At 70.4% G+C, this 26,729-nt stretch carries 27 protein-coding genes and 1 pseudogene; 5 read left to right on the top strand and 23 right to left on the bottom strand.

Going from position 1 to position 26,729, the window contains the following annotated elements; all coding sequences use genetic code 11:
- The first annotated feature begins 112 nt into the window (after positions 1 to 112).
- Positions 113 to 1,036, top strand: coding sequence for a DMT family transporter (locus A5696_RS12165; protein WP_082969010.1), 924 nt, complete (start codon positions 113 to 115; stop codon positions 1,034 to 1,036).
- On the opposite strand, the gene A5696_RS12160 is transcribed toward A5696_RS12165, so the two are convergent.
- The 10 genes from A5696_RS12160 to A5696_RS12115 all read right to left on the bottom strand — a co-directional run bounded on the left by A5696_RS12160 (position 1,033) and on the right by A5696_RS12115 (position 12,412).
- On the bottom strand, positions 1,033 to 2,427 hold the full coding sequence (locus tag A5696_RS12160; protein WP_067878450.1) for a bifunctional lysylphosphatidylglycerol flippase/synthetase MprF: 1,395 nt from the start codon (positions 2,425 to 2,427) through the stop codon (positions 1,033 to 1,035). The genes A5696_RS12165 and A5696_RS12160 overlap by 4 nt on opposite strands.
- 150 nt (positions 2,428 to 2,577) lie before the next feature.
- Entirely contained in the window at positions 2,578 to 3,453 is an 876-nt protein-coding gene (locus A5696_RS12155) for an acyl-CoA thioesterase II (RefSeq protein WP_067878447.1), read from the bottom strand.
- A gap of 23 nt (positions 3,454 to 3,476) precedes the next feature.
- Positions 3,477 to 4,895 carry a pyruvate kinase gene (gene pyk, locus A5696_RS12150; protein ID WP_067878444.1) on the bottom strand — a complete coding sequence of 473 codons (1,419 nt, stop codon included), beginning with the start codon at positions 4,893 to 4,895 and terminating at the stop codon, positions 3,477 to 3,479.
- A 63-nt stretch (positions 4,896 to 4,958) separates the two neighbouring features.
- A complete protein-coding gene (locus A5696_RS12145) occupies positions 4,959 to 5,345 on the bottom strand; it encodes a DUF2752 domain-containing protein (RefSeq protein ID WP_067878441.1) in 387 nt (128 codons plus the stop codon).
- Between the two features lie 180 nt (positions 5,346 to 5,525).
- A complete protein-coding gene (locus A5696_RS12140) occupies positions 5,526 to 7,157 on the bottom strand; it encodes a prolipoprotein diacylglyceryl transferase (RefSeq protein ID WP_067878438.1) in 1,632 nt (543 codons plus the stop codon).
- Positions 7,154 to 7,969 (bottom strand): tryptophan synthase subunit alpha, encoded by an 816-nt coding sequence (trpA, locus tag A5696_RS12135; protein WP_067878435.1) that lies wholly within the window; start codon positions 7,967 to 7,969, stop codon positions 7,154 to 7,156. The genes A5696_RS12140 and trpA overlap by 4 nt, the downstream gene beginning before the upstream one ends.
- Complete coding sequence (gene trpB / locus A5696_RS12130; protein ID WP_197516957.1) at positions 7,966 to 9,240, bottom strand: tryptophan synthase subunit beta; 1,275 nt, start codon at positions 9,238 to 9,240, stop codon at positions 7,966 to 7,968. Before trpB ends, trpA begins: the two co-directional genes overlap by 4 nt.
- 32 nt (positions 9,241 to 9,272) lie before the next feature.
- Entirely contained in the window at positions 9,273 to 10,091 is an 819-nt protein-coding gene (trpC, locus tag A5696_RS12125) for an indole-3-glycerol phosphate synthase TrpC (protein ID WP_067878427.1), read from the bottom strand.
- Between the two features lie 100 nt (positions 10,092 to 10,191).
- Positions 10,192 to 10,869 carry a TIGR02234 family membrane protein gene (locus tag A5696_RS12120; protein WP_067878424.1) on the bottom strand — a complete coding sequence of 226 codons (678 nt, stop codon included), beginning with the start codon at positions 10,867 to 10,869 and terminating at the stop codon, positions 10,192 to 10,194.
- A complete protein-coding gene (locus A5696_RS12115) occupies positions 10,862 to 12,412 on the bottom strand; it encodes an anthranilate synthase component I (protein WP_067878421.1) in 1,551 nt (516 codons plus the stop codon). The genes A5696_RS12120 and A5696_RS12115 overlap by 8 nt, the downstream gene beginning before the upstream one ends.
- Before the next feature lie 94 nt (positions 12,413 to 12,506).
- Between A5696_RS12115 and A5696_RS12110 the strand changes: the two genes are divergently transcribed.
- Complete coding sequence (locus A5696_RS12110; protein ID WP_067878418.1) at positions 12,507 to 12,971, top strand: peroxiredoxin; 465 nt, start codon at positions 12,507 to 12,509, stop codon at positions 12,969 to 12,971.
- Between the two features lie 4 nt (positions 12,972 to 12,975).
- On the opposite strand, the gene A5696_RS12105 is transcribed toward A5696_RS12110, so the two are convergent.
- On the bottom strand, positions 12,976 to 14,073 hold the full coding sequence (locus A5696_RS12105) for a calcium:proton antiporter (RefSeq protein WP_067878414.1): 1,098 nt from the start codon (positions 14,071 to 14,073) through the stop codon (positions 12,976 to 12,978).
- A 73-nt stretch (positions 14,074 to 14,146) separates the two neighbouring features.
- Positions 14,147 to 14,501: pseudogene (locus tag A5696_RS12100) on the bottom strand (SAM-dependent methyltransferase); the annotation flags it as partial.
- A gap of 155 nt (positions 14,502 to 14,656) precedes the next feature.
- Between A5696_RS12100 and A5696_RS12095 the strand changes: the two are divergent.
- A complete protein-coding gene (locus tag A5696_RS12095; protein ID WP_067878408.1) occupies positions 14,657 to 16,177 on the top strand; it encodes a serine/threonine-protein kinase in 1,521 nt (506 codons plus the stop codon).
- On the opposite strand, the gene hisI is transcribed toward A5696_RS12095, so the two are convergent.
- From hisI to A5696_RS27085, 9 genes are all read right to left on the bottom strand, one after another.
- Positions 16,174 to 16,521, bottom strand: a complete 348-nt coding sequence (gene hisI, locus A5696_RS12090; protein ID WP_067878404.1) for a phosphoribosyl-AMP cyclohydrolase — start codon at positions 16,519 to 16,521, stop codon at positions 16,174 to 16,176. The two genes, A5696_RS12095 and hisI, sit on opposite strands and share 4 nt — an antisense overlap.
- On the bottom strand, positions 16,518 to 17,303 hold the full coding sequence (gene hisF / locus A5696_RS12085) for an imidazole glycerol phosphate synthase subunit HisF (protein ID WP_067878401.1): 786 nt from the start codon (positions 17,301 to 17,303) through the stop codon (positions 16,518 to 16,520). Before hisF ends, hisI begins: the two co-directional genes overlap by 4 nt.
- Before the next feature lies 1 nt (position 17,304).
- Complete coding sequence (locus A5696_RS12080) at positions 17,305 to 18,105, bottom strand: inositol monophosphatase (RefSeq protein ID WP_067878398.1); 801 nt, start codon at positions 18,103 to 18,105, stop codon at positions 17,305 to 17,307.
- Between the two features lie 4 nt (positions 18,106 to 18,109).
- Positions 18,110 to 18,841 carry a bifunctional 1-(5-phosphoribosyl)-5-((5-phosphoribosylamino)methylideneamino)imidazole-4-carboxamide isomerase/phosphoribosylanthranilate isomerase PriA gene (gene priA / locus A5696_RS12075; protein ID WP_067878395.1) on the bottom strand — a complete coding sequence of 244 codons (732 nt, stop codon included), beginning with the start codon at positions 18,839 to 18,841 and terminating at the stop codon, positions 18,110 to 18,112.
- An 82-nt stretch (positions 18,842 to 18,923) separates the two neighbouring features.
- Entirely contained in the window at positions 18,924 to 19,544 is a 621-nt protein-coding gene (gene hisH, locus A5696_RS12070; RefSeq protein WP_067878391.1) for an imidazole glycerol phosphate synthase subunit HisH, read from the bottom strand.
- A complete protein-coding gene (gene hisB, locus A5696_RS12065; protein WP_067878388.1) occupies positions 19,541 to 20,161 on the bottom strand; it encodes an imidazoleglycerol-phosphate dehydratase HisB in 621 nt (206 codons plus the stop codon). Before hisB ends, hisH begins: the two co-directional genes overlap by 4 nt.
- On the bottom strand, positions 20,158 to 21,291 hold the full coding sequence (locus tag A5696_RS12060) for a histidinol-phosphate transaminase (RefSeq protein WP_067878384.1): 1,134 nt from the start codon (positions 21,289 to 21,291) through the stop codon (positions 20,158 to 20,160). The genes hisB and A5696_RS12060 overlap by 4 nt, the downstream gene beginning before the upstream one ends.
- Complete coding sequence (gene hisD / locus A5696_RS12055) at positions 21,288 to 22,634, bottom strand: histidinol dehydrogenase (protein ID WP_067878382.1); 1,347 nt, start codon at positions 22,632 to 22,634, stop codon at positions 21,288 to 21,290. Before hisD ends, A5696_RS12060 begins: the two co-directional genes overlap by 4 nt.
- 59 nt (positions 22,635 to 22,693) lie before the next feature.
- The gene (locus tag A5696_RS27085; protein ID WP_082968999.1) at positions 22,694 to 23,392 is read right to left on the bottom strand and encodes a carboxymuconolactone decarboxylase family protein; all 699 of its coding nucleotides are present in this window, start codon (positions 23,390 to 23,392) and stop codon (positions 22,694 to 22,696) included.
- Between the two features lie 219 nt (positions 23,393 to 23,611).
- Here A5696_RS27085 and A5696_RS12045 point away from each other — a divergent pair, with 219 nt between their 5' ends.
- On the top strand, positions 23,612 to 24,031 hold the full coding sequence (locus tag A5696_RS12045) for a nitroreductase family deazaflavin-dependent oxidoreductase (protein WP_067878379.1): 420 nt from the start codon (positions 23,612 to 23,614) through the stop codon (positions 24,029 to 24,031).
- Positions 24,032 to 24,150: 119 nt separating this feature from the next.
- On the opposite strand, the gene A5696_RS12040 is transcribed toward A5696_RS12045, so the two are convergent.
- Positions 24,151 to 25,179, bottom strand: a complete 1,029-nt coding sequence (locus A5696_RS12040; RefSeq protein WP_067878376.1) for a zinc-binding dehydrogenase — start codon at positions 25,177 to 25,179, stop codon at positions 24,151 to 24,153.
- Between the two features lie 40 nt (positions 25,180 to 25,219).
- Between A5696_RS12040 and A5696_RS12035 the strand changes: the two genes are divergently transcribed.
- The gene (locus tag A5696_RS12035; protein WP_067878373.1) at positions 25,220 to 25,786 is read left to right on the top strand and encodes a TetR/AcrR family transcriptional regulator; all 567 of its coding nucleotides are present in this window, start codon (positions 25,220 to 25,222) and stop codon (positions 25,784 to 25,786) included.
- A gap of 88 nt (positions 25,787 to 25,874) precedes the next feature.
- Here A5696_RS12035 and nadC read toward each other — a convergent pair whose 3' ends face one another.
- Complete coding sequence (nadC, locus tag A5696_RS12030; protein WP_197516966.1) at positions 25,875 to 26,729, bottom strand: carboxylating nicotinate-nucleotide diphosphorylase; 855 nt, start codon at positions 26,727 to 26,729, stop codon at positions 25,875 to 25,877.

Raw genomic sequence — 26,729 nt, 5'->3', positions numbered from 1 at the left:
ATTGGATTTTGGACCAATCACCGATAAGTGCTCACGATCGATCCCGACCCGTAATAATCGTTGGACTCGGTCAGTCGAGCACGCGAACATGGGTGGCATGGACTTGCCGCGCATGCCACTGTCCACCGCTTCCGCGGTGACCCTCCTCTACGCGTTGGGCTATCCGATCGGGGCCCTGGCCGTGGCGGCGATGACGCCGATGGCCGCCCTGGTCCTCCGGTTCGCTTTGGCCGCTTTGATTTTGGCGGCCTGGACCCTGCTGGCCAAGGCGCCCTGGCCGCGGGGGGTGCAGTTCGGCCACGTGCTGGTGGCCGGCCTGCTGATCCAAGCCGTCCAGTTCTGCTGCCTCTACGAGGCTCTTCAGCTGGGCTCGCCCGCGGTGCTCGGGGCGGTGGCGATCGCGATGAATCCCGTGACCACGGCAATCCTCGGTGCGGTGTTCCTGCGGGACCCGCTCGGCCCGCAGCGGTTGGCCGCACTGGTCCTCGGCGTCGTCGCGGTGCTCGCCGCCTGCGCCCGACGGCTGATGAGCACTCACGGCCTCGACCCCGTCATCGTGCTGCTCGTCGTTGCCCTGCTTGGTCTTTCGGCGGGCGGCGTCTATCAGCAGCGGTTCTGTGCCGGGGTCGACTTCCGCGCGATGAGCGCGATGCAGAACGCGGTGGCGCTGATTCCCGCGGCGGCCCTTGCGGCCCTCACGCCCTTCGCCGTCCACGACGGGATCAAGGCGGCGATGGCGGTCGGCGGCATCGTGCTGTTGAATGCCACGCTGGCGGTCAGCCTGTATGTGCGCGCCATCAATACCCACGGCGCGGCGGCGGTGGCGATGCTGTTCGCCGTCATTCCCGCGGTCGCAGCGGGCCTGTCGTGGCTGATGCTCGGCCAGCGGCCGGATCCCGGCGTCGGGGTCGGCCTGGTGGTCGGCGGACTCGCCTGCTGGCTCAACAGCAGGGCGTCCGGCCGGCGCCGCGACGCCAAGCCCCCCGCCAAAGCCCCGGAGGCCCAGGCGCTTTCCAGGGCATGCGCCGTCGGCTAGAGGTGCCGCCGGCGCGGCATGAACTCGAGCGTCAACAACACGACCACCAACGGAAGCAGTTGGGTCATCGAGATCAGCGCGTAGCGCCGCGCGTCCATGGCGTGGAACTTGCGCACGTAGCGGTACAGCGACTCCAGCGCGATCAGCGGGTCGAGAATGTGGATCAGCCGGTAGAAGACACGCTGGACCCGGCCGCGATTCTTGTCCTCGAAGATCTCGGGGAACGCCGCGAATGACAACGATACCCGCTGCGCCCCAGCCTCTTTGGCGGCCATGATCATGTCGATGCTGAGCCGTTCGTCGATCCCGTTGGGGGAACCGCGGCGGCGCCAGGGGACGTCAAGCGTGACGTCGCTGCCTCCGCCGGCGGTCGCGTAGCGGTGGAAGCCCTGCACGCGACCGTCGGCGTCCCTGGCGATGATCAGCTGAATGCCGGGGAACCGTCCTTCCAGCACGCCGTCGAGGTTCATGTAGAAGCCGCGGTCGTGGTGGGCGCCGCTGGGAGAGGCCCGCACCACCTCGGTGAGCTCCGCGAGCAGCTTCTCGTCGAGTTCCTGCTCGGCCACGATCTCGGTGGTGATGCCGGCGTTGTGCGTGCGCTTCACGGCCTGACGCAGGTTGCGGAACTTGCGGCCCACCATGTCGAAGCCGGCCACGTCGACGACGACGTCGCGGCCAATCGGGACCGCCCGCAGCGATTGTCCGATGACCGCGGGGTCACGCCACAGCTCGAGTCGCCGCTCGCTGCACCCGACCACCGCGATGCGCCAGCCGTGCGTGTGACACATGGCGGCGAAGTCGGCGACCAACTCGGGGAATCTCGCCTCGTCACCGATGGGGTCGCCGCCGACCGCCGCGTACCCCAGCCGGGTCCGGTAGGCCAGCGCGGCCCTGCCGTCGGCGGTGAAGTGGTAGCACTTGCCCGTCTGCATGGCGAAGGGCGCCAACGGGTCGTCGCCGGTGGCGTCGATCAACGACCACACCCGGGGCAGGTCATCGGGCCTCGGACGGGCCGACGTCGGCCACATCAGCACCATCCCGGAGGCGACGATCAGCACATTGCCGAGCAGGTCGAAGGACAGCACGTGCGCCCCCAGCCCGGCGACCACGAAAAGCGCGGCGGCAACGGCGTGCACGGTCGTGACCGGGCGTCCCAGGAAGATGCCGCGCGCGATGAACGCCACCGCGCCCAGCACGGTCAGCGACCAGCCCAGCCGGTCGGCGTAATGCCAATAGGGCTGCTGGTGGTGGCGGGCAAGGACGACAATCAGCCAGCCCGCAGCGCAGAGCAGGGCCAATGCCCCCATCCAGCGGGCCGCAAGTGAATCGACATGGACGACTACGCGTTCCCGCGCGCGGGGCTTCGCTGAGAGGTCGACGGGTCCGTTCACTCTCACCTCCCGATGCGATCAGTTCACTTCGGCAGTTTGTTCCCGCCCACTCGCACCGAATACCCGGCTGTGTAGAACTTACGCCGGATTGCGGCCGCGGTGGGCTCGAATCAGGCGGTTTTCCTGCAGGTATGCCGTACTGTGACCTGTTTATCGTCCGGAGGGCGGGAAATATATCAACACGCCCTCCTGGACGACCGTGGCGACCATCTGCCCGGCGGGGTCGAAGAAATGCCCGGTGCCCAGCCCGCGCGAGTCCGCGGCCACCGGCGACGACGTCGAGTACAGCACCCAGTCGTTGAAGTTGACCTGCCGGTGAAACCACACGGAATGGTTCGCGGACGCGGCGAAGATGCGGTCGAAACCCCAGGACAGCCCGTGGGTGGTGATGACCGAGTCCAGCACCGTGGTGTCCGAGGAGAACAGCATGGTGGCGGTGTGCAGGACGGGGTCGTCGGGCAGCACACCCAGCGCCTTCATCCAGACCCGGTTGTGCGGGAGCCGCTCACCCTTGTCGCGCATCACCCAGGACGGGTCGTTGGTGAAGCGCCACTCGATCGGCTGCAGGGCGTTGACGAAGTGCGGGACGGTCTTTTCGTACCCGCGCAGCAATTCGCCGAGCGGTGGCTGCGTGTGGGGCTGCGCCACCTGCGGCGGGTCGACGGCGTGCTCGAGGCCCGGACCGCCCTGCATGTACGAGATCAGCGCCGAGGACAACACGACGCCGCCCTGCACCGCGTCGACGCGCCGGTTGGCGAAGCGGCGTTCGTCTCGCAGCCGCACCACGTGGAATTCGATGTCCTTGGCGGTGTCTCCACCGTTGACGAAGTGCACCGACAGCGCGCTGGGCGGCAAGTCGTCGCGGTTCAGCGTGCGGCTGGCGGCGACGAACGACTGCGCCATGAGCTGGCCGCCGAAGGTGCGCATCGGGTTCTTGCTGGGGTGGGAGCCGAGGAAGCGATCGTCGGATACGCGGTTGAGGTCCAGTACCGCCAGCAGTTCCTCGAAATCAGAGGTGGTCTTGATCGCGGCCTCTCCTCTCCGGCGAGCTAGACGTCGTCCTCCCCGATCCGGTGCACATGGATCAGGTTTGTCGACCCTACTGTGCCAGGCGGCGCGCCGGCCACGATGACCACCAGGTCACCGCGCTTGTAACGACCGAGTTCGAGCAGCGACTTGTCGACCTGGCGGATCATGCCGTCGGTCGACGTCATCATCGGGACGATGAATGTCTCGGTGCCCCACGTCATCGCGAGCTGGCTGCGCACCTCGGGCCACGCGGTGAAGGCGAGCAGCGGCAGCGGGGTGTGCAGGCGCGCCAGCCGCTTCACCGTGTCGCCGGACTGGGTGAAGGCGACCAGGGCCTTGGCGTCGAGCCGCTCGCCGATGTCGCGGGCGGCATACGAGATCACCCCGCGCTTGGTGCGGGGCACATGCGTCAACGGCGGCGCGGCCGTGGAGTTCTCCTCAACCGCGCAGACGATCCGCGACATCGTCCGGACGGCCGCCAGCGGATACTTGCCCACCGACGTCTCCCCCGACAGCATCAGCGCGTCGGCGCCGTCGAGCACGGCGTTGGCGACGTCGGAGGCCTCGGCGCGGGTGGGCCGCGAGTTCTCAATCATCGAGTCCAGCATCTGGGTGGCCACGATGACGGGTTTCGCGTTCTCCCTGGCGATTTGGATCGCCCGCTTCTGCACCAGCGGAACCTCCTCGAGCGGCAGCTCGACGCCCAGGTCGCCGCGGGCCACCATGATGGCGTCGAACGCCAGCACGATCGCCTCCAGATTGTCGACGGCTTCGGGCTTTTCCAGCTTGGCGATCACCGGTACCCGGCGCCCGATGCGGTCCATCACCTCGTGCACCAGCTCGACGTCGGATGGCGAGCGCACGAACGACAGCGCGACCAGGTCGACGCCCAGGTTCAGCGCGAAGGTCAGATCCTCGATGTCCTTGTCGGACAAGGCGGGGGCGGAGACGTTCATGCCGGGCAACGAGATGCCCTTGTTGTTGCTGACCGGGCCGCCTTCGACGACGGTGCAGACCACGTCGTCGCCGTCGATGGCGTCGACCACCAGGCAGACCTTGCCGTCGTCGACCAGGACGCGGTCACCGACCATGGCGTCCTGGGCCAGCTTTTTGTACGTCGTCGAGACCCGGTCGTGGCTGCCCTCGCAGTCGGCGACGGTGATGCGGACCGTTTCCCCGTCGGCCCAGAACGTGGGCCCGGTGGCGAAGCGTCCCAGCCTGATCTTGGGGCCCTGGAGATCGGCGAGCACGCCGACCGCGCGGCCGGTCGTGTCGGAGGCGGCCCGCACGCGGTCGTAGGCGGCCTTGTGATCGGCGTAGTCGCCGTGGCTGAAGTTCATTCGAGCGACGTCCATTCCGGCCTCTACCAGCGCCAGAATCAGTTCGTCGGAGTTTGTTGCCGGGCCAAGGGTGCAGACGATCTTCCCGCGTCTACTCACGGCGAACCAGCATAGTCGTGCCGGGCGAGAGCAGCCCGAGTTCACCGATTCGACGCAACCCGGCTACCCGCTGAGGACGGTCGGGATCAGCGGGAAGCCCGGCAGGTTGCGCAGCACCGTCCACGCGATCGCCACCACGGTGAGCGTCACCACCGCCGGCGTCGACAGCACCGGCCGGCCCCGCCGCCGGCGAAACACGATCCAGCCGGCCAGCGCCGGGATGGCCAGGAGCACGAAGACGTTGTCGTTGACGGTGGCCGCGAGGTCGCCGTGCAGCAGGTCGTGCGTCATGCGAAGCCCACCGCACAGCGGGCAGTTCCAGCCGGTGAGCCATTTGAAAGGGCACAGCGGATACACCGAATTCGTGTTGTGCGGGTCGACCAGGCCGACGTAGCCGACCGCACCGGCCAGCAGCAGGCCGGTGCCGGCCGCGGCGTACGTGCGGTTCACGTCGTCAACCTTAGTCGGGTGGGCGTCGACTACTCGAGGGAATACGGCGCAATCCGCGCCACGATTCGACCTTCGCGGCGAGTGTGAATCCTGGGCGATGACACGCCGACGAACGCCGCCGCCAGCTCACACCCAAAGCCCTGAGTTCACACTCGGCCCGCCCGCGCCGGGCAGGTCACGCTACGGGTCGCGTCGATTTCTCAGTCGGAAGCTCAATCGCCGCCGGCTGGTGCCGGCCCCGCTGTCCTCCGCGGGCTTCTCCGTGTCGTCCTCCGGCTCCGAGTCGGCTTCGGGCTCTTGACCTTTGGGCTCGGTGGCCTCGGCTTCAAGGTCTTGGGCTTCGGGTTCGGCGCCCGCGGCCTCCTCGGCCTCCGCCGCGACGGCCTCGGACGCTTCGGTCTCCTCGCCGCCCGGCTCGGTCGGTTCGCTTTCCTCGGCCTCCGCCACGGCCGTCTCGGCCTCGGCGACTTCGGGTTCCGACGCCTCGGCCTCTTCGGGTTCTTCTGCTGCTTCGGGTTCCGGTTCCTTGCCTGCGGCCGCCTCAGCCGCTTCGGGTTCCGGTTCTTCGGCTTCCGTGGCTGCGGCCTCGGCCGGGGCGGTCTCCGGCTCTTCGGCTTCCGATTCCGCGGCTTCGGCCCGGGCGGTGGCGGGCTCTTCGGCCTCCGCCGCCGCCGGCGGAACTTCGGCATCGGCGGTTTCCGGCTCCTCGGCCTCCGGCGCCGCCGTCACGGGAACTTCGGCATCGGCCTTCACGGTCTCGGCCTCGGCTTCGGCCTCCGCAGCCGTTACCGGCGCCGGCCGCCTCCGCGGAATCAGCCTGCTCGCCGCCCTGCCCGCCGCCGCCGCACCAGCCACCGCGGCCGCCGCCGCAACCGAAGGGCCGGTTATTCGCTCGGGTTCCTCTTCGGCCTCCGGCTCGGGTGGCGGCGCCTCCTCGGCAACGTAATCCTTGCCCCGCAAGGTCGCGGGATCCTCGCGGCCCTTCGGCGCCAGGATGATGTACACCACCGCGCCGATGAACACGAAAGTCGATGTGAAGACGTTGATCCGGATCCCGGCGATGAGCGTCGCCGTGTCGTTGCGCAGCAGCTCGACGCCGAACCGCCCGACGCAGTAGGCGGCGACATACAGCGCGAACAGCCGCCCATGGCCGAACTTGAACCGCCGGTCCACGTAGATCAGCGCGACGAAAACCAGGACGTTCCAGATCAATTCGTAGAGGAACGTCGGTTGCACCACGAACGCGACCTGCCCGGTCGAGACGCCGTCGAGCGAATGCGGATCGACGTATCCCGACGGGTCGCGCCGGTAGAAGATCTCCAAACCCCACGGCACCGTGGTTTCCCGGCCGTAGAGCTCCTGGTTGAAGTAGTTGCCGAGCCGGCCGATGGCCTGCGCCAAGACGATTCCCGGCGCGATGGCGTCGCCGAAGGCCGGCAGCGGAATCCCCCTACGCCGACAGGCGATCCACGCGCCGACGCCGCCGAGCGCGACCGCACCCCAGATGCCCAGGCCGCCGTCCCAGATGCGCAGCGCCGCGCCGAATCCCGCGCCGCCCGGCCCCCAATAGGTCCGCCAGTCGGTGGCCAGGTGATAGAGCCTGCCGCCCACCAATCCGAACGGCACGGCCCACAGGGCGATGTCGTAGATGACGCCGCGCTGGCCTCCGCGGGCCTCCCAGCGCCGGTCGCCGATCATCAGGGCGACCACGATGCCGACGATGATGAACAACGCGTAGGCGCGAATGGGCAACAGGCCGAGGTGCCATACCCCCCGCGGTGGGCTGGGGATATAGGCGAGCACGCGCGTCACGAGGCGGCCTCCCGTTGCCGCACACCCGTAGCCAGTTCCCCGGTCAGCGCGCGCAGGGCGGGCACGCCGCCGTCACCCAGCGCCGACACCAGCGCCGAGCCGACGATGACGCCGTCGGCGTAGCTGCCGATCTGCGCGGCCTGCTCGCGGGACCGCACGCCCAGGCCGACGCCGACGGGTATGTCGGACACCTCCTTGACCCGGCGCACCAATTCGGGTGCGGCCTGCGACACCGCGTCGCGTGCACCGGTGACGCCCATCGTCGAGGCCGCGTAGACGAAGCCGCGCGACGCCTCGACCGTCAGCGCCAGACGTTCCGGCGTCGAGGACGGCGCGACCAGGAAGATGCGATCCAGTCGATGCTCGTCGGAGGCCGCCAGCCACTGCCCGGCCTCGTCGGGGATGAGGTCGGGAGTGATCAGGCCGTGGCCGCCGGCGGCGGCAAGGTCGCGGGCGAACGCGTCAACGCCGTAGCGCAGCACCGGGTTCCAGTAGGTCATCACCACCGCGCGGCCGCCGGCCGCACTGATCGCCTCGACCGCGGCCAGCGTGTCCCGGACCCGCACTCCCCCGGCCAGCGCGGCTTCGGTCGCCCGCGCGATGGTCGGGCCATCCATGCCCGGATCCGAGTAGGGGACGCCGACTTCGATGATGTCGCAACCGGATTCGACGAGGGCGATCATCGCATCGACGGAGGTGGGCACGTCCGGGTAGCCCGTGGGCAGGTAACCGATCAGCGCCGCGCGGTTGTCCCGGCGGCAGGACTCGAAGGTCGGCCCCAACCGGCTGGCTTCGCTCTGCTGCACCGTCATTGCTCGTCGGGCCCCATCAAGCCGAACCACTTCGCGGCCGTCGCGACGTCCTTGTCGCCGCGGCCCGACAGGTTGACCACGATGACGGCGCCCCTGCCCAATTCGGCGCCGAGCTGCAGCGCGCCGGCCACCGCGTGCGCCGATTCGATGGCCGGGATGATGCCTTCGGTCCGGCACAGCAGCCCGAACGCGTCCATCGCCTGGGCGTCGGTGATGGGCCGGTACTCGGCGCGTCCGGTTTCCCGCAGCCAGGCGTGTTCGGGGCCTACCCCCGGATAGTCCAGACCCGCTGAGATCGAATGGGATTCGATGGTCTGGCCGTCTTCGTCCTGCAACAGGTAGGAGAACGATCCCTGGAAGGCCCCGGGCGAACCGCCGCTGAACGTCGCCGCGTGCCTGCCGGTCTCGACGCCGTCACCGGCCGCCTCGAATCCGACCAGCCGCACGCCGGGATCGTCGATGAAGGCGTGGAAGATCCCGATGGCGTTGGAGCCGCCGCCGACGCAGGCCGTGACCGCGTCGGGCAGCCGGCCCGCCTGCGCCTGGATCTGAACGCGGGTCTCCAGGCCGATGATGCGCTGGAAGTCGCGCACCATGGTGGGGAACGGATGCGGCCCCGCCGCGGTGCCGAAGCAGTAGTAGGTGTTGTCGGCGTTGGTGACCCAATCCCGGAACGCCTCGTTGATGGCGTCCTTCAGCGTTCGCGACCCGCTCTCCACGGAGACGACCTCGGCGCCCAGCAGCCGCATCCGGGCCACGTTGAGCGCCTGGCGGGCGGTGTCCACGGCGCCCATGTAGATCACACAGTCCAGCCCGAGCAGTGCGCACGCGGTGGCCGTGGCAACGCCGTGCTGCCCGGCGCCGGTCTCGGCGATCACCCGGGTCTTGCCCATCCGCTTGGCCAGCAGCGCCTGGCCGAGGACATTGTTGATTTTGTGAGAGCCGGTGTGGTTCAAGTCTTCTCGCTTGAGGAAGATCCGCGCCGAGCCGGCGTGCTCGGACAGCCGGGCGGCCTCGTACAGCGGCGACGGCCGGCCCGCGTAGTTGGCCTGCAATTCGTCGAGGGTGTCCAGGAAGTCGGGGTTGACCCGTTCCTTCTCGTAGGCCGCGGTGACCTCTTCGATCACCGCCATCAGCGCCTCGGCGACGTAGCGGCCGCCGTAACCACCGGGGCCGCCGAAATGACCACCCGGATCGGGGTCGTGGCGGGTGGGTTCGGCGATGGCCGCACTCGAAAGCGGAAGCTCCGGGCGGGACAGGTCTACCATCACCAATTCTCGACGCGGGGACAGCTCATCGGCGGCTAGCGAGACGGTTTGGGGCAGGACGGATGGGTGCCCGCGGTGACCAGGTCGGCGACCGCCGCGCGGGGGTCACCGCTTTTGACCAGACCCTCGCCGACCAGAACCGCGTCTGCGCCGGCGCCGGCGTAGGCCAGCAGGTCCCCGGTGCCGCGCACGCCGGATTCGGCGATCCGGATCACCTTGCTGGGCAGCCCCGGCGCGATGCGGGCGAAGCAGTCCCGGTCCACTTCCAGCGTCGCGAGGTCGCGGGCGTTGACGCCGATCACGTTGGCGCCTGCCTTGAGCGCCCGGTCGGCTTCCTCCTCGGTGTGCACTTCGACCAGCGCCGTCATGCCGAGCGATTCGGTGCGGTCCAGCATCGAGACCAACGCCGACTGTTCCAGCGCGGCAACGATGAGCAACAGCATGTCGGCGCCGTGCGCGCGCGCCTCGTGGATCTGGTAGGGCTGCACCACAAAGTCCTTGCGCAGCACCGGAATTGACACCGCGGCCCGCACCGCGTCCAGGTCGTCGAGCGAGCCGCGGAAGCGGCGCTCCTCGGTCAGCACGCTGATGATGCGGGCGCCGCCGTCTTCGTAGGCCCGGGCCAGCTTCGCCGGATCGGCAATGGGCGCCAGTGAACCCGCCGACGGGCTGGCGCGCTTGACCTCGGCGATGACGCCGATGCCCGGCTCGCGTAGGGCGGCCATCACGTCCAGCGGCGGGGGCGCCGCGGCGGCGGCCGCCTTGATTTCGCTCAGGCTGACAACGGCTTCACGCGCGGCAACGTCGGCCCGGACTCCCTCGAGGATGGAGTCGAGCACGGATGCCGGACTCATGCCTGTCGTTCCCTTCTCACTGCCATCACACTGTCGCCACGATTACTTAGCCGATTTCGATGACGTGAAAGAAGGGTAGCGACCGTCACCGCGCGGCCCGTCACCGACCCTCGGTGTCGGACTCGCGGGCCCGATCGGTCGGGTCACGTCCCTCGTCAAGCGCATCCCAGATCATCCGCTCCGACATGTCCGACATGCCCGGCTTTTCACCGCCCTCCGGCATCGCCCCGCCGGAGTCATCGCGCCGCGCATTCGATCGGCGGGCCGCCGGTGCGACGTATTTCGTTGCGCTGCCCCGGGCCTTGGAGGCCGACCGCATCAACAGAACGGCCGCGGTCAGCGTGCACACGGCCGCGGCCACCGCGATCCCGGCCCCCCAGTAGCGCCGCTCGCTGCCCACCAGGAACATCACCGGGATGTGCGCCAGCTCGGCACCGCGCACCGCCACGTCCGCAAGCGCCCACAGGCTGACGCCCAGATAGCCGACCGCCAGGCTGGCCACCGCCAACAGCCCCGCCAGCACCCGCAGCGGCCAGCCGCGCACGGCGAGCGCCGCGACGGCGGTGGCCAGCATGAGCAGCGCCAACGGCAGCAGCGCCGTCGACCAGGCGGCGCCCGACAGCGCCACCTGCTTCGGCTGGCCCAGCCCGTCGAAAGAGCGGATCACCACCCAAGGCAGCCGCGACGCGACCCACAGCGCCCCCGCGGCCACCACCAGCAGCAGTTGGGCGACGACGATCGTGACCCGGCCCGCCCGAGCCGGGCGCGAATCACCCATTGCGGCCCGGTGGCGGCGCCGTCAGCGTCTCGGCGGCGGCGATCGCGCTGAGCACCGCCCGCGCCTTGTTGGAGGCCTCGGTGTATTCGTAGGGGCCGTTGGAATCGGCCACCACCCCGCCGCCGGCCTGAACGTAGGCCGTGCCGTCGCGCATCAGCGCGGTGCGGATGGCGATCGCGAAGTCGGCGTTGCCGGCGAAGTCGAGGTAGCCGACCACGCCGCCGTACAGACCGCGACGCGTCTTCTCCACCTCCTCGATCAGCTCCATGGCCCGCACCTTGGGCGCGCCCGACAGCGTGCCGGCCGGGAAGCAGGCCGTCACCGCGTCCAGCGCGGTCCGGCCCTCGCCGAGCAGCCCGGTCACCGTCGACACCAGGTGCATGACGTGGCTGTAGCGCTCGATGTGGCTGTAATCGTCGACGCGCACCGTGCCCGGTGTGCAGACCCGCCCGAGGTCGTTGCGGCCCAGGTCGACCAGCATCAGGTGCTCGGCGCGTTCCTTCTCGTCGGCCAGCAGCTCCTTTTCCAGCAGCTGATCCTCCTCGTCGGTGTGCCCGCGCCACCGGGTGCCGGCGATCGGATGTGTCTTCGCCCAGCCGTCGGCGACGGTGACCAGCGCCTCCGGGCTGGAACCCACGATCGAAAAGTCCGTTGCCCCAGCGCCGTTCGGCACATGCAGCAGGTACATGTAGGGGCTCGGGTTGGTCGCCCGCAGCATCCGGTACACGTCGATGGGATCGACGTCGGTGTCCATCTCGAAGCGCTGCGAGGGCACCACCTGAAACGCCTCGCCGGCGGCGATCTGCTCGACCAGGTAGTCGACGATCTTGCCGTACTCCTCGACGGTGCGCTGCGACCGATACCGCGGCTCGGGCCGCGCGAACGTGGCCACCGTCGACGGCAGCGGCTGGCCCAGCGCCGCGGTCATCACGTCCAGCCGGGCGATCGCGTCGTCGTAGGCCTCGTCGACGCGTTCGTCGGTGCCGTTCCAGTTCACGGCGTTGGCGATCAGGGTGATGGTGCCCTCGTGGTGGTCGACGGCCGCCAGGTCCGTGGCCAGCAGCAGCAGCATGTCGGGCAGCCGCAGGTCGTCGACCGCCAGCTCGGGCAACCGTTCCAGGCGCCGCACCAGGTCGTAGGCGAAGAACCCGACCATGCCGCCCGACAGCGGCGGAAGACCGGGCTTGAACGAACTGGGGGCGGCGGTGGCCAGCAGCTCGAGGGTGTCCCGCAGCGCGCGCAGCGGGTCCCCGCCCGTCGGCGCGTCCCGCGGCACGGCCCCCAGCCACACCGCCTCGCCGTCGCGGACGGTCAGCGCCGACGGCGCGCCCGCCCCGACGAACGACCAGCGCGACCAGGATCGGCCGTTCTCGGCCGACTCGAGCAGGAACGTGCCGGGCCGGTTCGCGGCGAGCTTGCGGTAGGCCGACAGCGGAGTCTCGCTGTCCGCCAAGACCTTGCGGGTCACCGGGACCACACGGTGCTCCGCGGCGAGGTGGCGGAACTCCTCCCGTGACGTGGTGGCGGCGAGGTGGGCGTGCACCGACCCATCCTCCCAGATGGGGTAGGGCGGCTCGCGAGCGTAACCTGGCTGCGCTTATCTGCGGCCGGATTCGCAGTGGGGTTACGCTCGGCCCATGAAACCTGGTGACACCGTGGCCGACTTCGAGCTCCCCGACCAGACGGGGACGCCCCGCAAGCTCAGCGCCCTGCTCGCCGACGGGCCCGTGGTGCTGTTCTTCTACCCCGCCGCGATGACGCCGGGCTGCACCAAGGAGGCCTGCCACTTCCGCGACCTCGCCGCGGAATTCGCCGCCGTCGGGGCCAACCGGGTCGGCATCAGCGCCGACCCCGTCGAGAAGCAGGCCAAGTTCGCCGACCTGCGCAAGTTCGACTACCCGCTGCTGTCGGACACCGAGGGCACCGTCGCCGCGCAGTTCGGTGTCAAGCGCGGCCTGCTGGGCAAGCTGATGCCGGTCAAGCGCACCACCTTCGTCATCGACACCGATCGCAGGGTGCTCGACGTGATCGCCAGCGAATTCAGCATGGACACCCACGCCGACAAGGCGCTGCAGACCCTGCGCGCCCGGTCGTCGGCCTAGCCCGTCAGGGGATGACCGCCAGGAACACGTAGGCGGCAAGCAGCACCAGGTGCACCTCACCCTGCAGCCGCGTGGCCCGGCCGGGCACCACGGTGAGCATGCTGATCACCACCGTGAGCGCCAACAGCACCAACTGGGTGGGCGCCAGACCGAGCACCAGCGGTCCCTTCAACCAGATGCTCGCCAGCGCGATGGCCGGGATCGTCAGCCCGATGCTGGCCATCGCCGAGCCGTAGGCCAGGTTCAGGCTGGTCTGGATGCGGCCCCGCCGCGCCGCACGCACGGCCGCGAGCGTCTCGGGGAGCAGCACCAGCATCGCGATCACCACCCCGACGAACGTCTGGGGAAATCCGGCGGCGGTCACCAGACGCTCGACGGCCGGCGACTCCTGCTCGGCCAGACCCACCACCGCGACCAGCGCAACCAGCAACAACAGCAGGCTGATCAGCGCCGTCCGGGCGCTGGGCGGATCGGCGTGGTTCTCGTCCTCCTCGAAAATCCTTTTCTGGCCCCGCTGCGCGACGGGCAGGAAGAAGTCGCGATGCCGGACGGTCTGGGTGAAGACGAACAGCAGGTACAGCAGCAGCGAGGCGGCCGCGGCGAAGATGAGCTGCCCGGGCGAGAACTCCTTACCCGGATGGCTGATGGTGAACGCGGGCAACGCGAGGCTCAGCGTCGCCAGCGTGGTGAGCGTGGCCAGCGCGGCCCCGCTGCCCTCGGCGTTGAACAACGTCACCCCGTATCGGCGGGAGCCCCACGACAGCGACAGGCCGGCGATCCCGTTCGTCGTGATCATGAAGGCGGCGAACGCGGTGTCGCGGGCCAGGGTGGCCGCCTCGTTGCCGCCGGACGCCATCAGCTCGACGATGAGGGCCACCTCGATGATCGTCACCGCACCCGCGAGCACCAGGGACCCGAACGGCTCCCCGACCCGGGCCGCGACCACCTCCGCGTGCTCGACGGCGGCCAGCACGGCGCCGATCAACAGCACGGCCTGCAGCGCGACCAGGGCCGGTCCCAGCTGCTCGTCCCAGGTGGCCATCAGCACGACGACGGCAATCAGCGGCACCACTGTGTTCCAGGACGGCAGCCGCTTCAACATCGCTCGCCATTCTCACCGAATACGCGTCCCGGTGCGCGACGGGCGACCGTGGAGTCAGGCCATCTTCAGTCCGTCACGAAGATTTGGTCGCCACCACGAAATAGCCGCGCGGCACGTAGGGCACGTCGAGCGGAACCACCGGGTGCTCCCATCGGTGCCACCGGCTGCCGGGTTCGGCCACGTCGGTGACGACGGCGCTCCAGCCGTGCCGCTCGACGAGGGCGGCCGGCACGTCGGTGCCGAACGTCCAGGGCGCGCCGAGCCGCCGCATGAATTGCTGGGTGGACTGCAGGAATGGCGCCTGCAGCAACGTCTGGCCGATCACGTTGTACAACAGCACATCCCCCGGGAGCCGGCAGCGCGTCGACGCGCGCGAACAGGGTGCCGACGGCCGGTGCGTCGAGGTACTGCAACAATCCCTCGACCAGCGCCCGGCTCCGGCAGCTGGACCCGCGGTGTCGCCAATGCCCGAAGAATTCGACGTATTCGGCCAGGGGCAATGGCGGTCGGTACAGCGTGGGTCCGTAGACCACGGCAGGTCCTTTCTGCCATTTCGGGCCTCGGCCCTCAGTAACATGCTCACATGCCAGAAAGCGACGGCCTGACCGAGGGACAGGTGTTCGCCGGGTACACGATCATCCGTCGGCTCGGGTCCGGCGGCATGGGCCAGGTGTATCTGGCGCAGCACCCGCGGCTGCCCCGCCGCGACGCCCTGAAGATCCTGCCGCGCGAGCTGACCGCCAACGACGAATTCCGCCAACGCTTCAACCGCGAGGCCGACCTGGCCGCGAGCCTGTACAACGAGCACATCGTCGGCATCCACGACCGCGGCGAATGCGACGGGCAACTGTGGATCTCGATGGACTACGTCGAGGGGACCGACGCGGCGAAACTGCTGCGCACGAAGTACCCGTCGGGGATGCCGAAAGCCGATGTGGTCGAGATCATTTCGGCCGTCGCCGACGCGCTCGACTACGCCCACGAGCGGGGGCTGCTGCATCGCGACGTCAAGCCGGCCAACATCCTGCTCACCGACGCCAGCCCGCGGCGACGGATCCTGCTCGCCGATTTCGGCATCGCCCGCGAGCTGGGCGACATCAGCGGGCTGACGGCGACCAACATGCTGGTGGGCACCACCGCGTACTGCGCGCCCGAGCAACTGCAGGGCGCGGACCTGGACGGCCGGGCCGACCAATACGCCCTCGGCTGCACCGCGTTCGACCTGCTGACCGGGTCGGCGCCGTTCCGCCACTCCAACCCCGCGGTGGTCATCACCCAGCACCTGTCCACGCCGCCACCGAACATCAGCGAACGCCGACCCGAACTGGCCGACCTCGACGGCGCCCTCGCCAAGGCCCTGGCGAAGAAACCCGGGGATCGCTACCCGACGTGCGCCGATTTCGCCGCGGCGCTCGCCAGCCAGCTCAACACGTCCGCATCCGAGGTGCCGGCGGGTCCCACGACGGTCATCCCGGCACCGACCGAAGTCATCGCCGCGCCCCGCAGCCCGTCACCGCCGCCCCCGCCCGAGGCGCGCGCCGGCTCCCGGCGACCGGCGATCGTGATCGGGGCGCTGGTCGCCGTCGCGGTGGTCGCCGTGGGCGCCTACTTCGGCGTCCGCGCCCTCGGCGCCCGAAACCACCAGCACCACAACGCCACCGCCCCGGCTCAATCGGCCGCGCCCGGCAGTCCCGTCGCGCCCGCGCCCACACCGGGGATCAAGCTGTCCGGTCAGATCACCGACCGGGTCGGAGTGCTCGGCCCCCTCGAATACGACGCGGTGAACCGGGTGCTCACCGGGCTGTACAACGGGCGCGGCACCCGGCTGTGGGTGGTATACGTCCCGAACTTCGGTGGCCTCAAGCCGTTCAAGTGGGCCGAGGACACCATGGCGGCCAACCATTTCACCGACAGCGACGCCATCCTGGCCGTCGCGACCGAGGGGCCGGCGTACTCCTTCCGGGTGCCCAACGCGGTGATCACCGGCAAGGCCATCGATCTCGAGGCGATCCGCCGTGACCGCATCTCACCGGCCGTTTTCCGGCACGAGTGGGCCCGCGCGGCCATCGCCGCGGCCCAGGGATTGGACGTCGCGCCGGGCTAACCTTCGGGCCCGAGCAGCAGGTCGGCATCGAAGCAGCTGTGATCGCCGGTGTGGCAGGCGGCGCCGACCTGGTCGACCGTGAGCAGCACGGTGTCGCCGTCGCAGTCCAGCCGCACCGAGTGCACGCGCTGGGTGTGGCCGGATGTCGCGCCCTTGACCCACTGCTCGCCGCGGGACCGCGAAAAGTACGTGCCCTCACGGGTTTCCAGCGTGCGGGCCAGCGCGTCGTCGTCCATCCACGCGACCATCAACACGTCGCCGCTGCCGCGCTCCTGCACGACGGCGGCGATGAGCCCGTCGGCGTTGCGCTTCAACCGCGCGGCGATCGCCGGGTCGAGCGTCATCGGACCGTGATCCTCTCCGCGGCCATGGCCGCCTTCACCTGCCCGATCGTCAACTCGCGGAAGTGAAAGACGCTGGCCGCCAACACCGCATCCGCTCCCGCGGCGACGGCCGGCGCGAAGTGCTCGACCGCCCCGGCACCCCCGCTGGCGATCACCGGAACGGTGACCGCCGCGCGGACCGCGCGCAGCATCGGCAGGTCGAAGCCCGCCTTGGTGCCGTCGGCGTCCATCGAGTTGAGCAGGATCTCGCCGACCCCGAGCTCGGCGCCGCGCGCCGCCCACTCCACGGCGTCGATGCCGGTGCCGCGCCGCCCGCCATGGGTGGTGACCTCCCAGCCCGAGGGCGTCGGCGCGGATCCGGCGGGAACCGTGCGGGCGTCGACGGACAGCACGATGCACTGCGACCCGAATTGCGTTGCCATTTCGGCCAACAGGTCGGGCCGGGCGATCGCGGCGGTGTTGACCGACACCTTGTCGGCCCCGGCGCGCAGCAGCGTGTCGACGTCGGCGACGGTGCGCACCCCGCCACCCACCGTGAGCGGTATGAACACCTGCTCGGCGGTGCGGCGCACCACCTCCAGCATCGTCGCCCTGCCCGACGAGGACGCGGTCACGTCCAGGAAGGTGAGCTCGTCGGCGCCCTCGGCGTCGTATGCCGCCGCCAGCTCCACGGGATCGCCCGCATCGCGCAGGTTTTCGAAGTTGACGCCCTTGACCACGCGCCCGGCGTCGACGTCCAGGCACGGGATCACGCGCACGGCAAGGCCGGTACCCGAGTACATCTCAGTAGTCCCCCGGATCGCCGACCGCGCTCAGGATGTCCAGGATCTCGCCGTGCGCACCGGGTGCGGCGGCCAGCACCGAGTCCGACGCGGGGGTCCACGGCTTGCCGGCCAGGTCGGTGACGATCCCCCCGGCGGACCGCACCTGCGCCACACCAGCGGCGTGATCCCACACGTGACCGCCGAAACTGATTGCGGCACCCACGATTCCGTCGGCGACGTAGACCAGGTCGATCCCGGTCGAGCCGTGCATGCGCAACCGCGACGACACCCGGCTGAGGTTCTCCAGCAGCGCGATCCGGTAGCGCCCGGGGAACCGGCCCCGCGAGTCGGCGCTGAAGGTCCCGACCGCCAGCAGGCTCTCCCCCAGCTCCGTGGTTTCCAGCTGCGGCTGCGGCGCACCGTTTTTGACCAGAGGGCCTCCCGCGACGGCCGTGTAGCGCTCGTCGATGAACGGCAGCCAGGTCAGGCCGGCCACCGGATCTCCGTCGTGCAGCAGGGCCAGCAGGATCGCGGCCATCGGCGAGCCGGCGGCGTAGTTGAACGTGCCGTCCACCGGGTCCAGCACCCACACCCACGGTGAGTCGACGTCGGTGCCGCCGAACTCCTCGCCGTGTACGCCGATCCCGGTGGTGGCTTGCAGAGCGGTGACGACCTGGCGCTCGATCGCGAGGTCGATCTCGGTGGCAAAGTCGTTGCCCTTCTTGGCAACCGCGGAGTCGGCGCGGTGGCCATCCAGGAACCGTGGCACGGCGGCATCGAGGATCTTCGATGCCACGGACACGAGCGCGTTCAGGTCCACCCGGCTACGACCTCACCGCGGCCAGGGCCTGCGGCAGGGTGAACCGCCCGGCGTAGAGCGCCTTGCCCACGATGGCGCCCTCGACGCCGCGGCCGGTGAGGGTGGCGATCGCGCGCAGGTCGTCCAGGCTGGACACGCCGCCCGACGCGATCACCGGCGCCTCGGTGCGGTCGGCGACCGCGGCCAGCAGGTCGAGATTGGGGCCGCCGAGCGTGCCGTCCTTGGTGACGTCGGTGACCACGAAGCGCGAACACCCCTGGCCGTCAAGGCGTTCCAGCACCTCCCACAGGTCACCGCCGTCGGTCTCCCAGCCGCGCCCGCGCAGCCGGTGCCGGCCGTCAACGATCTGGACGTCGAGCCCGACGGCGACCTTGTCGCCGTGCTCGTCGATGGCCCGCGCGCACCATTGCGGGTTCTCCAGCGCCGCGGTGCCCAGGTTGACCCGCGCGCAGCCGGTGGCCAGCGCCGCGGCCAAAGAGTCGTCGTCGCGGATCCCGCCCGACAGCTCCACCTGCACGTCGAGCTTGCCCACCACCTCGGCGAGCAGCTCGCGGTTGGAGCCGCGCCCGAACGCGGCGTCCAGGTCCACCAGGTGGATCCACTCGGCGCCGTCGCGCTGCCAGCCCAGCGCGGCGTCCAGCGCCGAGCCGTACTCGGTTTCGCTGCCGGCCTTGCCCTGCACCAGGCGCACGGCGCGGCCGTCGACCACGTCGACCGCCGGTAACAGAATCAACACAGCCCCTCCCGCGCGCCGAAAGTGCCGCCGGCGACGCCTGTTCTCGGCTTTTGCGTCGCCGGTTGCACTCTCGCGAAGTCGTTCACAGTCCCTCGACCCAATTGCTCAACACGGCCGCACCGGCGTCGCCGCTCTTCTCCGGATGAAATTGCGTGGCCGAGAGCGGCCCGTCCTCGACGGCCGCCAAGAACGGCACCTGGTGGGTCGCCCACGTCAGCACCGCCTCGGCAGCGCCCTCCCAGCGCTGCGCGGCGTACGAATGCACGAAGTAGAACCGGGCGCCGGCGTCCAGCCCCCGGAACAGCACGCTGCCCGGCCCGGCAGTCACCACGTTCCAGCCCATGTGCGGGATCACCGGCGCGTCCAGCCGGGTGACGGCCCCCGGCCACTGCCCACAACCCTTCGTCTCCACCCCGAATTCCACGCCGCGGGCGAACAGGATCTGCATCCCGACGCACACCCCCAGCACCGGGCGCCCCGCGGCCACCCGCTCGGCGATGATCCGCTCCCCGGCGATCTTCCGCAGGCCCGTCATGCACGCCTCGAAGGCGCCGACGCCCGGCACCACGAGCCCGTCGGCGGCGGCGGCGTCGCCCGCGTCGGCGGTTACCTCGACCGACGCGCCCACCCGCTGCAGCGCGCGTTGCGCCGACCGCAGGTTGCCCGAGCCGTAGTCGAGCACCACAACCGATTTCCTTGTCACAGAACACCTTTGGTGGACGGCACGCCCGACACCCGGGGATCGGGTTCGACGGCCTGGCGCAGCGCGCGGGCCACCGCCTTGTATTCGGCCTCGGTGATGTGGTGCGGGTCGCGGCCGTACAGCACCCGCACGTGCAGCGCGATGCGGGCGTTGGCGGCCAGCGTCTCGAACACGTGCCGGTTGACGACGGTGTGATACGGCACCGAGCCGCCGGCGATCGTGGTGTGCTGCAGGTGATCCGGCTCCCCCGTGTGCACGCAGTAGGGCCGCCCGGACACGTCGACCGCGGCGTGGGCCAGCGTCTCGTCCATCGGGATGTAGGCGTCCCCGAAGCGGCGGATGCCCTTCTTGTCGCCCAGCGCCTGGCCGAGCGCCTGGCCCAGCGCGATGGCGGTGTCCTCGATGGTGTGGTGGCCCTCGATCTCGACGTCGCCCTTGGTGCGCACGCTCAGGTCGAAGCTCGCGTGGCTGCCCAGCGCCGTCAGCATGTGATCGTAGAACGGCACACCGGTGTCGACGTCGACCTGGCCGGTGCCGTCGAGGTCGAGTTCGATGACGATGTCGGATTCCTTGGTGCGGCGCTCGATACGCGCCCGCCGCGCTTCGCGAGTGGTCACTGGGCTCCTACTGGGGTGGCTCGGGCCAAGTCGGTGGCCGCGATCTGGGCGCTGGCCCGCAGGAACGCATCGTTCTCCTCGGCCAGCCCCGTGGTGGCGCGCAGATAGCCGGGGATCCCGACGTCACGGATCAGGATGCCGGCTTCCAGGTAGCGCTGCCAGGTGGCCGGCGCGTCGGCGAACTCACCGAACAGCACGAAGTTGGCGTCGCTGGGGATCACCCGGAAGCCCATGCCGATCAACGCCTTTGACACGCGTTCGCGCTCGGCGATCAGGGTGGCGACGCTGCCCAGGGTGTCGTCGGCGTGCCGCAGCGCGGCCCGGGCGGCGGCCTGGGTGACCGACGACAGGTGATAGGGCAGCCGCACCAGCAGCATCGCGTCGATCATCGCCGGCGTGGCGATCAGGTAGCCGAGCCGCCCGCCGGCGAACGCGAACGCCTTGCTCATGGTGCGGGTGACGACGAGCTTGGTGGGATACTCCTCGACGAGCGCGACCGCGCTGGGCCGCGCGGAGAATTCGCCGTAGGCCTCGTCGACGATCAGGATGCCCGGCACCACGTCGAGCAGCCGCCGCAAATCCGGCAGTGAAACGCTTTGTCCCGACGGGTTGTTGGGGCTGGCGATGAAAACGACGTCGGGCCTGCGTTCGGTGACGGCGGCGACCGCCGCGTCCACGTCGAGGCCGAAGTCGTCGGCGCGCGCGGCTTCGAGCCATTCGGTGCGGGTGCCGTCGGCGATGACCGGGTGCATCGAGTAGGACGGGACGAAGCCGATTGCGGTGCGGCCCGGCCCGCCGAACGCCTGCAACAGCTGCTGCAGGATCTCGTTGGAACCGTTGGCGGCCCAGACGTTTTCGGTGGCCAGCGGGACGCCGGTCTGCGCGGTGAGGTAGGCGGCCAGGTCGCGGCGCAGGTCGACGGCGTCGCGGTCGGGATACCGGTGCAGGTCGACGGCGGCCTCGCGCACCGACCGCACGACGTCGTCGACCAGGGCCCGGGTCGGCGGGTGCGGGTTCTCGTTGGTGTTCAGCCGGACCGGGACCGCCAGTTGCGGTGCGCCGTAAGGGGATTTGCCGCGCAGGTCGTCGCGCAGCGGCAGCTCGTCCAGCGTCGGGCGCTCCGCGCTCATCGCTCGAACCTCCGCCGTACCGCCTCGCCGTGCGCGGGCAGGTCCTCGGCCTTGGCCAGCGTGACCACGTGCCCGGAGACGTCCTTGAGGGCCGCCTCGGTGTAGTCGACGACGTGGATGCCGCGCAGGAACGTCTGCACCGACAGGCCGCTTGAGTGGCGGGCGGAGCCGCCGGTCGGCAGCACGTGGTTGGAGCCGGCGCAGTAGTCGCCGAGGCTCACCGGCGCGTAGGGGCCGACGAAAATCGCCCCGGCCGAACGGATTCGGCCGGCGACCCGCGGGGCGTCGGCGGTCTGGATCTCCAGGTGTTCGGCGGCGTAGGCGTTGACGACGGTGACGCCTACGTCGAGGTCGTCGACCAGGATGATCGCCGACTGGGGGCCGCCGAGCGCGGTCGTCACCCGTTCGCGGTGCACCGTCGTCCGCAGCTGGGCGGCCAGCTCGGCCTCGGTGGCCGCCGCCAGGCGCTCGCTGGGGGTCACCAGCACGCTGCCGGCCAGCTCGTCGTGCTCGGCCTGGCTGATCAGGTCTGCGGCCACGTGCGCGGGGTCGGCGGTGTGGTCGGCCAGGATGGCGATCTCCGTCGGCCCGGCCTCCGCGTCGATGCCCACCCGCGAGCGGCACAGCCGCTTGGCGGCGGTGACGTAGATGTTGCCGGGCCCGGTGATCATGTCGACCGGCGCGAGCTCGCGACCGTCGGTGTCGGTGCCGCCGTAGGCCAGCAGCGCGACGGCCTGCGCGCCGCCGACGGCCCAGACCTCGTCGACGCCCAGCAGCCGGGCCGCCGCCAGGATCGTCGGGTGGGGCAGCCCGGCAAAGCGGTCCTGCGGCGGGCTGGCCACCACCAGGGAGCCGACGCCGGCGGCCTGCGCCGGCACCACGTTCATCACCACGCTCGACGGGTACACCGCGTTGCCGCCGGGCACGTACAGGCCGACGCGCTCGACGGGGACCCAGCGCTCGGTGACCGTCGCGCCCGGACCGAGGGTGGTGGTGACGTCGGCGCGCCGCTGATCGGCGTGCACGGCGCGGGCGCGTTCGATCATCACCTGCAGCGCCTCGGCCACGTCGGCGTCGAGCTCGGCCAGCGCCTCGTCGAGCGCCTCGTCGGGCACCCGCACCGCCGGCGGCCGTACGCCGTCGAACGACGCCCCGTACTCCAGCGCCGCCTCGGCCCCGCGCTCGGCGACGGCCTGCACGATCGGGCGCACTTTCGGCAGCACGCTCTCCACGTCGGCGCCGCCGCGGGGCAGCGCGGCCCGCAGCCGGGCGGCCGTCAGCTCCGCGCCGCGCAGGTCGATGCGGGCGATCGGCGACGCTTGGGTGGGGGTCACGTTCTCCATTGTCCCCGATGGGAGCAACCGCATTTGCTCTCGGGGGTTCGGACCGGGCGGGTCGGCGTTCAGCCGCCGAACGCGTTGCTTCCCATGACCAGTGCTGCGGTGCCCCCGTATAGGTATCCCACCTCGACCGCCTCGGTGACCTCGGGTTCGCTCGCGCCCGCCGCCCTGGCGTTGTCGGCCAGCATCCTGACACCATCCGGGTGCGCCGCGATGGCGTCGGTGACCATACCGATGAGCAGCTTGTACTTGGCGGGGATCGCCCCGTCCTTCAGGATGCGCTCCCGCGTCGCCAGGTAGGAGTCGGCGAACTGCGGATCGCGCCGCTCGATCGTTGACAGCCACGGCGGTTTGGGAAGGCCGGCCTGCGGCGGCGGGTCCGCGGCGGGCGCGCCGGGCGGGGCGCAGCCACCCCCCGGCGCCTGCGCCCCGCCGACGTCGCCGCACACGTCGGCCCGGCCCGGTGCAGCGGTCTGCATCAGCAGGGCCGCGCCGACCATCATGGCGGCCACGCACAGGGCCAGATAACCCCGCAGTGTCCGCGGTCGCGAGGTTTCGGCGGCCGCCACGGGCAGACTGGCGGCGCCAACGGATCGTCGGATCTCGACCGCCTCGGCGATCTCCGCGTTCGAGGCGCCGGCCGCTCGAGCGGCGGCGGCCCACGCGCTGACACCGTCGGGACGCGCGGCGGCCATGGCCACGAGCAGTCGGTACTTGGCCGGGATAACGCCGTCATTCATGTGCTCGCACGCGATGGTCATGCGCAAACCGTACGCCCGCGGCGCCGTCGGCCGCAAACGAAATCCCTTGTGCGGCTTGGCTTATTGCGGTACAGGGGTCATGAGCCCCGGTCGCGCACGCGGCGGCCGGGTGCCACACACTCTCCCGGAACGGCTCAAGCAGGCACCCGACCGGTACAGTGCCGGTGAAAGGCCGGGGAAGACCGGCCAAGGCCCGCAGAGATCACTCAAGGAGCCGTCGTGTCCAAAAAGGATCACCCCAACAACGCCCCGGGTGTGCCGATGGTCTTTCCGGTCTGGTTCGAGAACTTTCAGGTGAAATACCTCAACAATGTGCTCAAGCCGATCGCGCGTTTTCTGCCCGGAACCGGGACCATCGAGCATCGCGGTCGCAAGTCCGGGAAGCCGTACGAGACGATCATCACGGCCTACCGCAAGGGAAACGTGCTGGCGATCGCCTTGGCCCACGGCAAGACCGACTGGGTGAAGAACGTGCTGGCGGCGGGCCAAGCGGACGTGCGCTTCGCCCGCCGCCAGGTGCACGTGACCAACCCGCGGATCCTCCCCGCCGGCTACGACGGCCCCGACGCGCAAAACCTGCCGCGAATGGCGCGCATGCAGCTGAGCCGGGTTGGCGTTTTCGTCGCCGACATCGCCTGAATTGAGGCCGCCGCCGTTGAGTGTGCGCTGACGGCTTTCCGCGTGCGCTCAGGGCGCGATTTCGGCGATTTTCGCGCCCCACCCACACACTCAATGCCCTGGATACCCACCCGATAGGCCTACGCCCTGGTGAAGACGGTCTTGCCGGTCATCGCCGGCCACGCCGACGGGGCGTCCTCCCAGGCGACCACGCGGTCGACGGCCGGCGAGAGGTCCAGGCCGCCGGCGAGCAGCTCGAGCACCCGCGGGATGACCGTGCGCGCGCTGACCCGCCCGGTGACGAACCGCACGCCGCGGCTGTACATCGGCAGCAACGGCATCTCGACGTTGTATTCGGGGTAGATCCCGGTGTCGGTGCACACGCCATCCGGCCAGGTCGCGCGCAGGGTGGCCGCGAGCAGCGCCGCGTCGCTGGTGGTGTGCACGGTGACCGGGTACGCGCCCCACGACTTGTCGGGTTTGTCGACGTCGTGCACCACCGCGCCGACCTTTTCGGCGGCGGCCAGCCGCTGCGGATCGGTGTCGACGTAGTCGACGCGCGCCCCCAGCGCCGCCGCGATGGCGGCCGCGTACAACCCGATCGACAGCCGCCCGAGCACCAGGACGCGGCGATCGACGGGATCGAGGCCGTCCAACTCCGCGGTGAACGGGCCGACGGCCCGCCAGCCGTCGGGAATGTTGTCCGACAGCGACGCGATCGAGACGGGGTCCACGCCGTCGGGAAGCGGGACCAGCATCGCGTCCGCGTAGGGCACCAGCACCAGTTCCGACATGAAGCCCCCGCCGTCGAGGCCGACGATCGGGGCCATTCCGTAGGCCGCCATCAGCGGCACCGAGCCGCAGGATCCGGTCACGCCGCGGCGACATTCGCGGCAGGTTCCGCAGCTGATCTGGAACGGCACGACGACGCGGTCGCCGGCCCGGACGCCCGTGACGGCGTCGCCGACGGCGACGACCTCGGCCAATCCCTCGTGGCCCACCGCGTACGGCGGCGGAAACGGCAGCCGCCCGTGGCACACCGCGACGTCGAGGTCGCAGCATGCCACCGTCAACGGCCGGACCAACGCCTGCTCGGGCGCGCTGAGTTGCGGCTCGGGCACGTCGCGCCACGCGTATCGCCCGGTCTCTTCGTAGGTCAACTGCCTCATCTCAGCATTCTTGAGTGGTCATTCAAGTAAAGTCAATAGCGTGCCCCGACCAGATCGCAGCCGCGCGGCGCTGATCGACAAAGCCGCCACCCTGTTCCGCCGGCAGGGCTACGCCGCGACCGGCCTCAACCAGATCCTCGAGGAGGCCGGCGTCAAACCCGGTTCGCTGTATCACCACTTCCCGCGGGGCAAGCAACAGCTGGCCGCCGCGGTCGTCGACGCCGAGGGCACCGGCATCGAGCAACTGCTGCGCCGCTTCCTGGCGACGGGCCGGCCGGTGGCCGACATCGTCGACCGCTGGGTGGACCTGCTGATCGCCGGGTTGGCCGGCGATCAGCGCGACGGCTGCCCGATCGAGCCGATCGCCACCGAATCGGTCAACGCGAGTCCGCTGGTGCGCGAGGCGTCCGCACGCGCCTTCAACGGGTGGTGCGCGGCGGTCGAGGAGCGGCTGCGCTCCGACGGCCGGCCCGCCGCGGAGGCGCACCGCGTGGGGATCGCGGTGATCTCACTGATCGAGGGCGCGCTGATCCTGTCGCGGATCTCCGGTGATGCGGGCGCGCTGGAGGCCGCCAAGCCCGCGGCGCGCACGCTGCTGCGCGGCTGATGCCAATATCGGCGCGAGAGTGCAACTGGCTACGCGTTTCTCGAGTAAAGCTGTCGGTAGCTGCACTTTGGCGGCTGACGCGGACTCTTTACATGTCCAGGCCGATGTCGAGCGCGCGCACCGAATGCGTCAGCGCCCCGACGGCCAGGTAATCGACACCGGTGGCGGCGTAGGTCGCCGCGTTCTCCAGGCTGAGCCCGCCCGACGACTCGAGCAGCACGGCGGGCGCCCGGGTGTCGCGGCGCTGCACGGCGATCTGCGTCTGCCACACCGGGAAGTTGTCCAGCAGGATCAGCTCGGGCTTTTCCGCCAGCACCTCGTCCAGCTGCTCGAGCGAGTCCACCTCCACCTCGCACGGCAGGTCGGGGGCCGCCTCGCGCACCGCGCGCAGCGCCTCGACCACCGAGCCCGCGGCCGCGACGTGGTTGTCCTTGATCAGCGCCGCGTCCCCTAGACCCATTCGGTGGTTGACGCCCCCGCCGACGCGCACCGCGTACTTCTGCAGCACGCGCAGGCCCGGCAGGGTCTTGCGGGTATCGCGGATCTTCGCGTTGGTGCCGTGCACCGCGTCGACCCAGGCCGCGGTCGCGGTGGCGATCCCCGACAGGTGGCACAACAGGTTCAGCGCGGTCCGCTCCGCGGTCAGCATGCCCCGCGTGTCCGCTCGCACCGTCAGTGCCGACTCACCCGGGCCCAGCCGGGCGCCGTCCTCGACGCGATCGAGCACCTGGTAGCCGCCGGTGCCGAGCACCTCGTCGAGGACCAGCAGCGCCACGTCCAGCCCGGCGATCACCCCCGGCTCGCGGGGCACCATCGACGCGGTGGCCACCGCCGCGGCGGGCACCGTGGCCAGCGTGGTGACGTCGGGACCGTAACGCAGATCCTCGCGCAGGGCCTGCCGAATGGCGTCGCGGGCGGCGTCGAGTTCGCAGTCGGAGAACAT

Source organism: Mycobacterium sp. E2699 (assembly GCF_001666745.1).
Classification (GTDB): domain Bacteria; phylum Actinomycetota; class Actinomycetes; order Mycobacteriales; family Mycobacteriaceae; genus Mycobacterium.
This window is presented reverse-complemented; position numbering and strand designations above follow the sequence as displayed.

Excerpts from the sequence above, each read along its gene's own strand:
- A5696_RS12165 (WP_082969010.1), top strand. The coding sequence starts at position 113 with ATGCCACTGTCCACCGCTTCCGCGGTGACCCTCCTCTACGCGTTGGGC.
- trpA (WP_067878435.1), bottom strand. The coding sequence starts at position 7,969 with ATGACGGTGCAGCAGAGCGAAGCCAGCCGGTTGGGGCCGACCTTCGAG.
- trpC (WP_067878427.1), bottom strand. The coding sequence starts at position 10,091 with ATGAGTCCGGCATCCGTGCTCGACTCCATCCTCGAGGGAGTCCGGGCC.
- A5696_RS12120 (WP_067878424.1), bottom strand. The coding sequence starts at position 10,869 with ATGGGTGATTCGCGCCCGGCTCGGGCGGGCCGGGTCACGATCGTCGTC.
- A5696_RS12110 (WP_067878418.1), top strand. The coding sequence starts at position 12,507 with ATGAAACCTGGTGACACCGTGGCCGACTTCGAGCTCCCCGACCAGACG.
- A5696_RS12105 (WP_067878414.1), bottom strand. The coding sequence starts at position 14,073 with ATGTTGAAGCGGCTGCCGTCCTGGAACACAGTGGTGCCGCTGATTGCC.
- A5696_RS12095 (WP_067878408.1), top strand. The coding sequence starts at position 14,657 with ATGCCAGAAAGCGACGGCCTGACCGAGGGACAGGTGTTCGCCGGGTAC.
- hisI (WP_067878404.1), bottom strand. The coding sequence starts at position 16,521 with ATGACGCTCGACCCGGCGATCGCCGCGCGGTTGAAGCGCAACGCCGAC.
- hisF (WP_067878401.1), bottom strand. The coding sequence starts at position 17,303 with ATGTACTCGGGTACCGGCCTTGCCGTGCGCGTGATCCCGTGCCTGGAC.
- A5696_RS12060 (WP_067878384.1), bottom strand. The coding sequence starts at position 21,291 with ATGAGCGCGGAGCGCCCGACGCTGGACGAGCTGCCGCTGCGCGACGAC.
- hisD (WP_067878382.1), bottom strand. The coding sequence starts at position 22,634 with ATGGAGAACGTGACCCCCACCCAAGCGTCGCCGATCGCCCGCATCGAC.
- A5696_RS27085 (WP_082968999.1), bottom strand. The coding sequence starts at position 23,392 with ATGACCATCGCGTGCGAGCACATGAATGACGGCGTTATCCCGGCCAAG.
- A5696_RS12040 (WP_067878376.1), bottom strand. The coding sequence starts at position 25,179 with ATGAGGCAGTTGACCTACGAAGAGACCGGGCGATACGCGTGGCGCGAC.
- nadC (WP_197516966.1), bottom strand. The coding sequence starts at position 26,729 with ATGTTCTCCGACTGCGAACTCGACGCCGCCCGCGACGCCATTCGGCAG.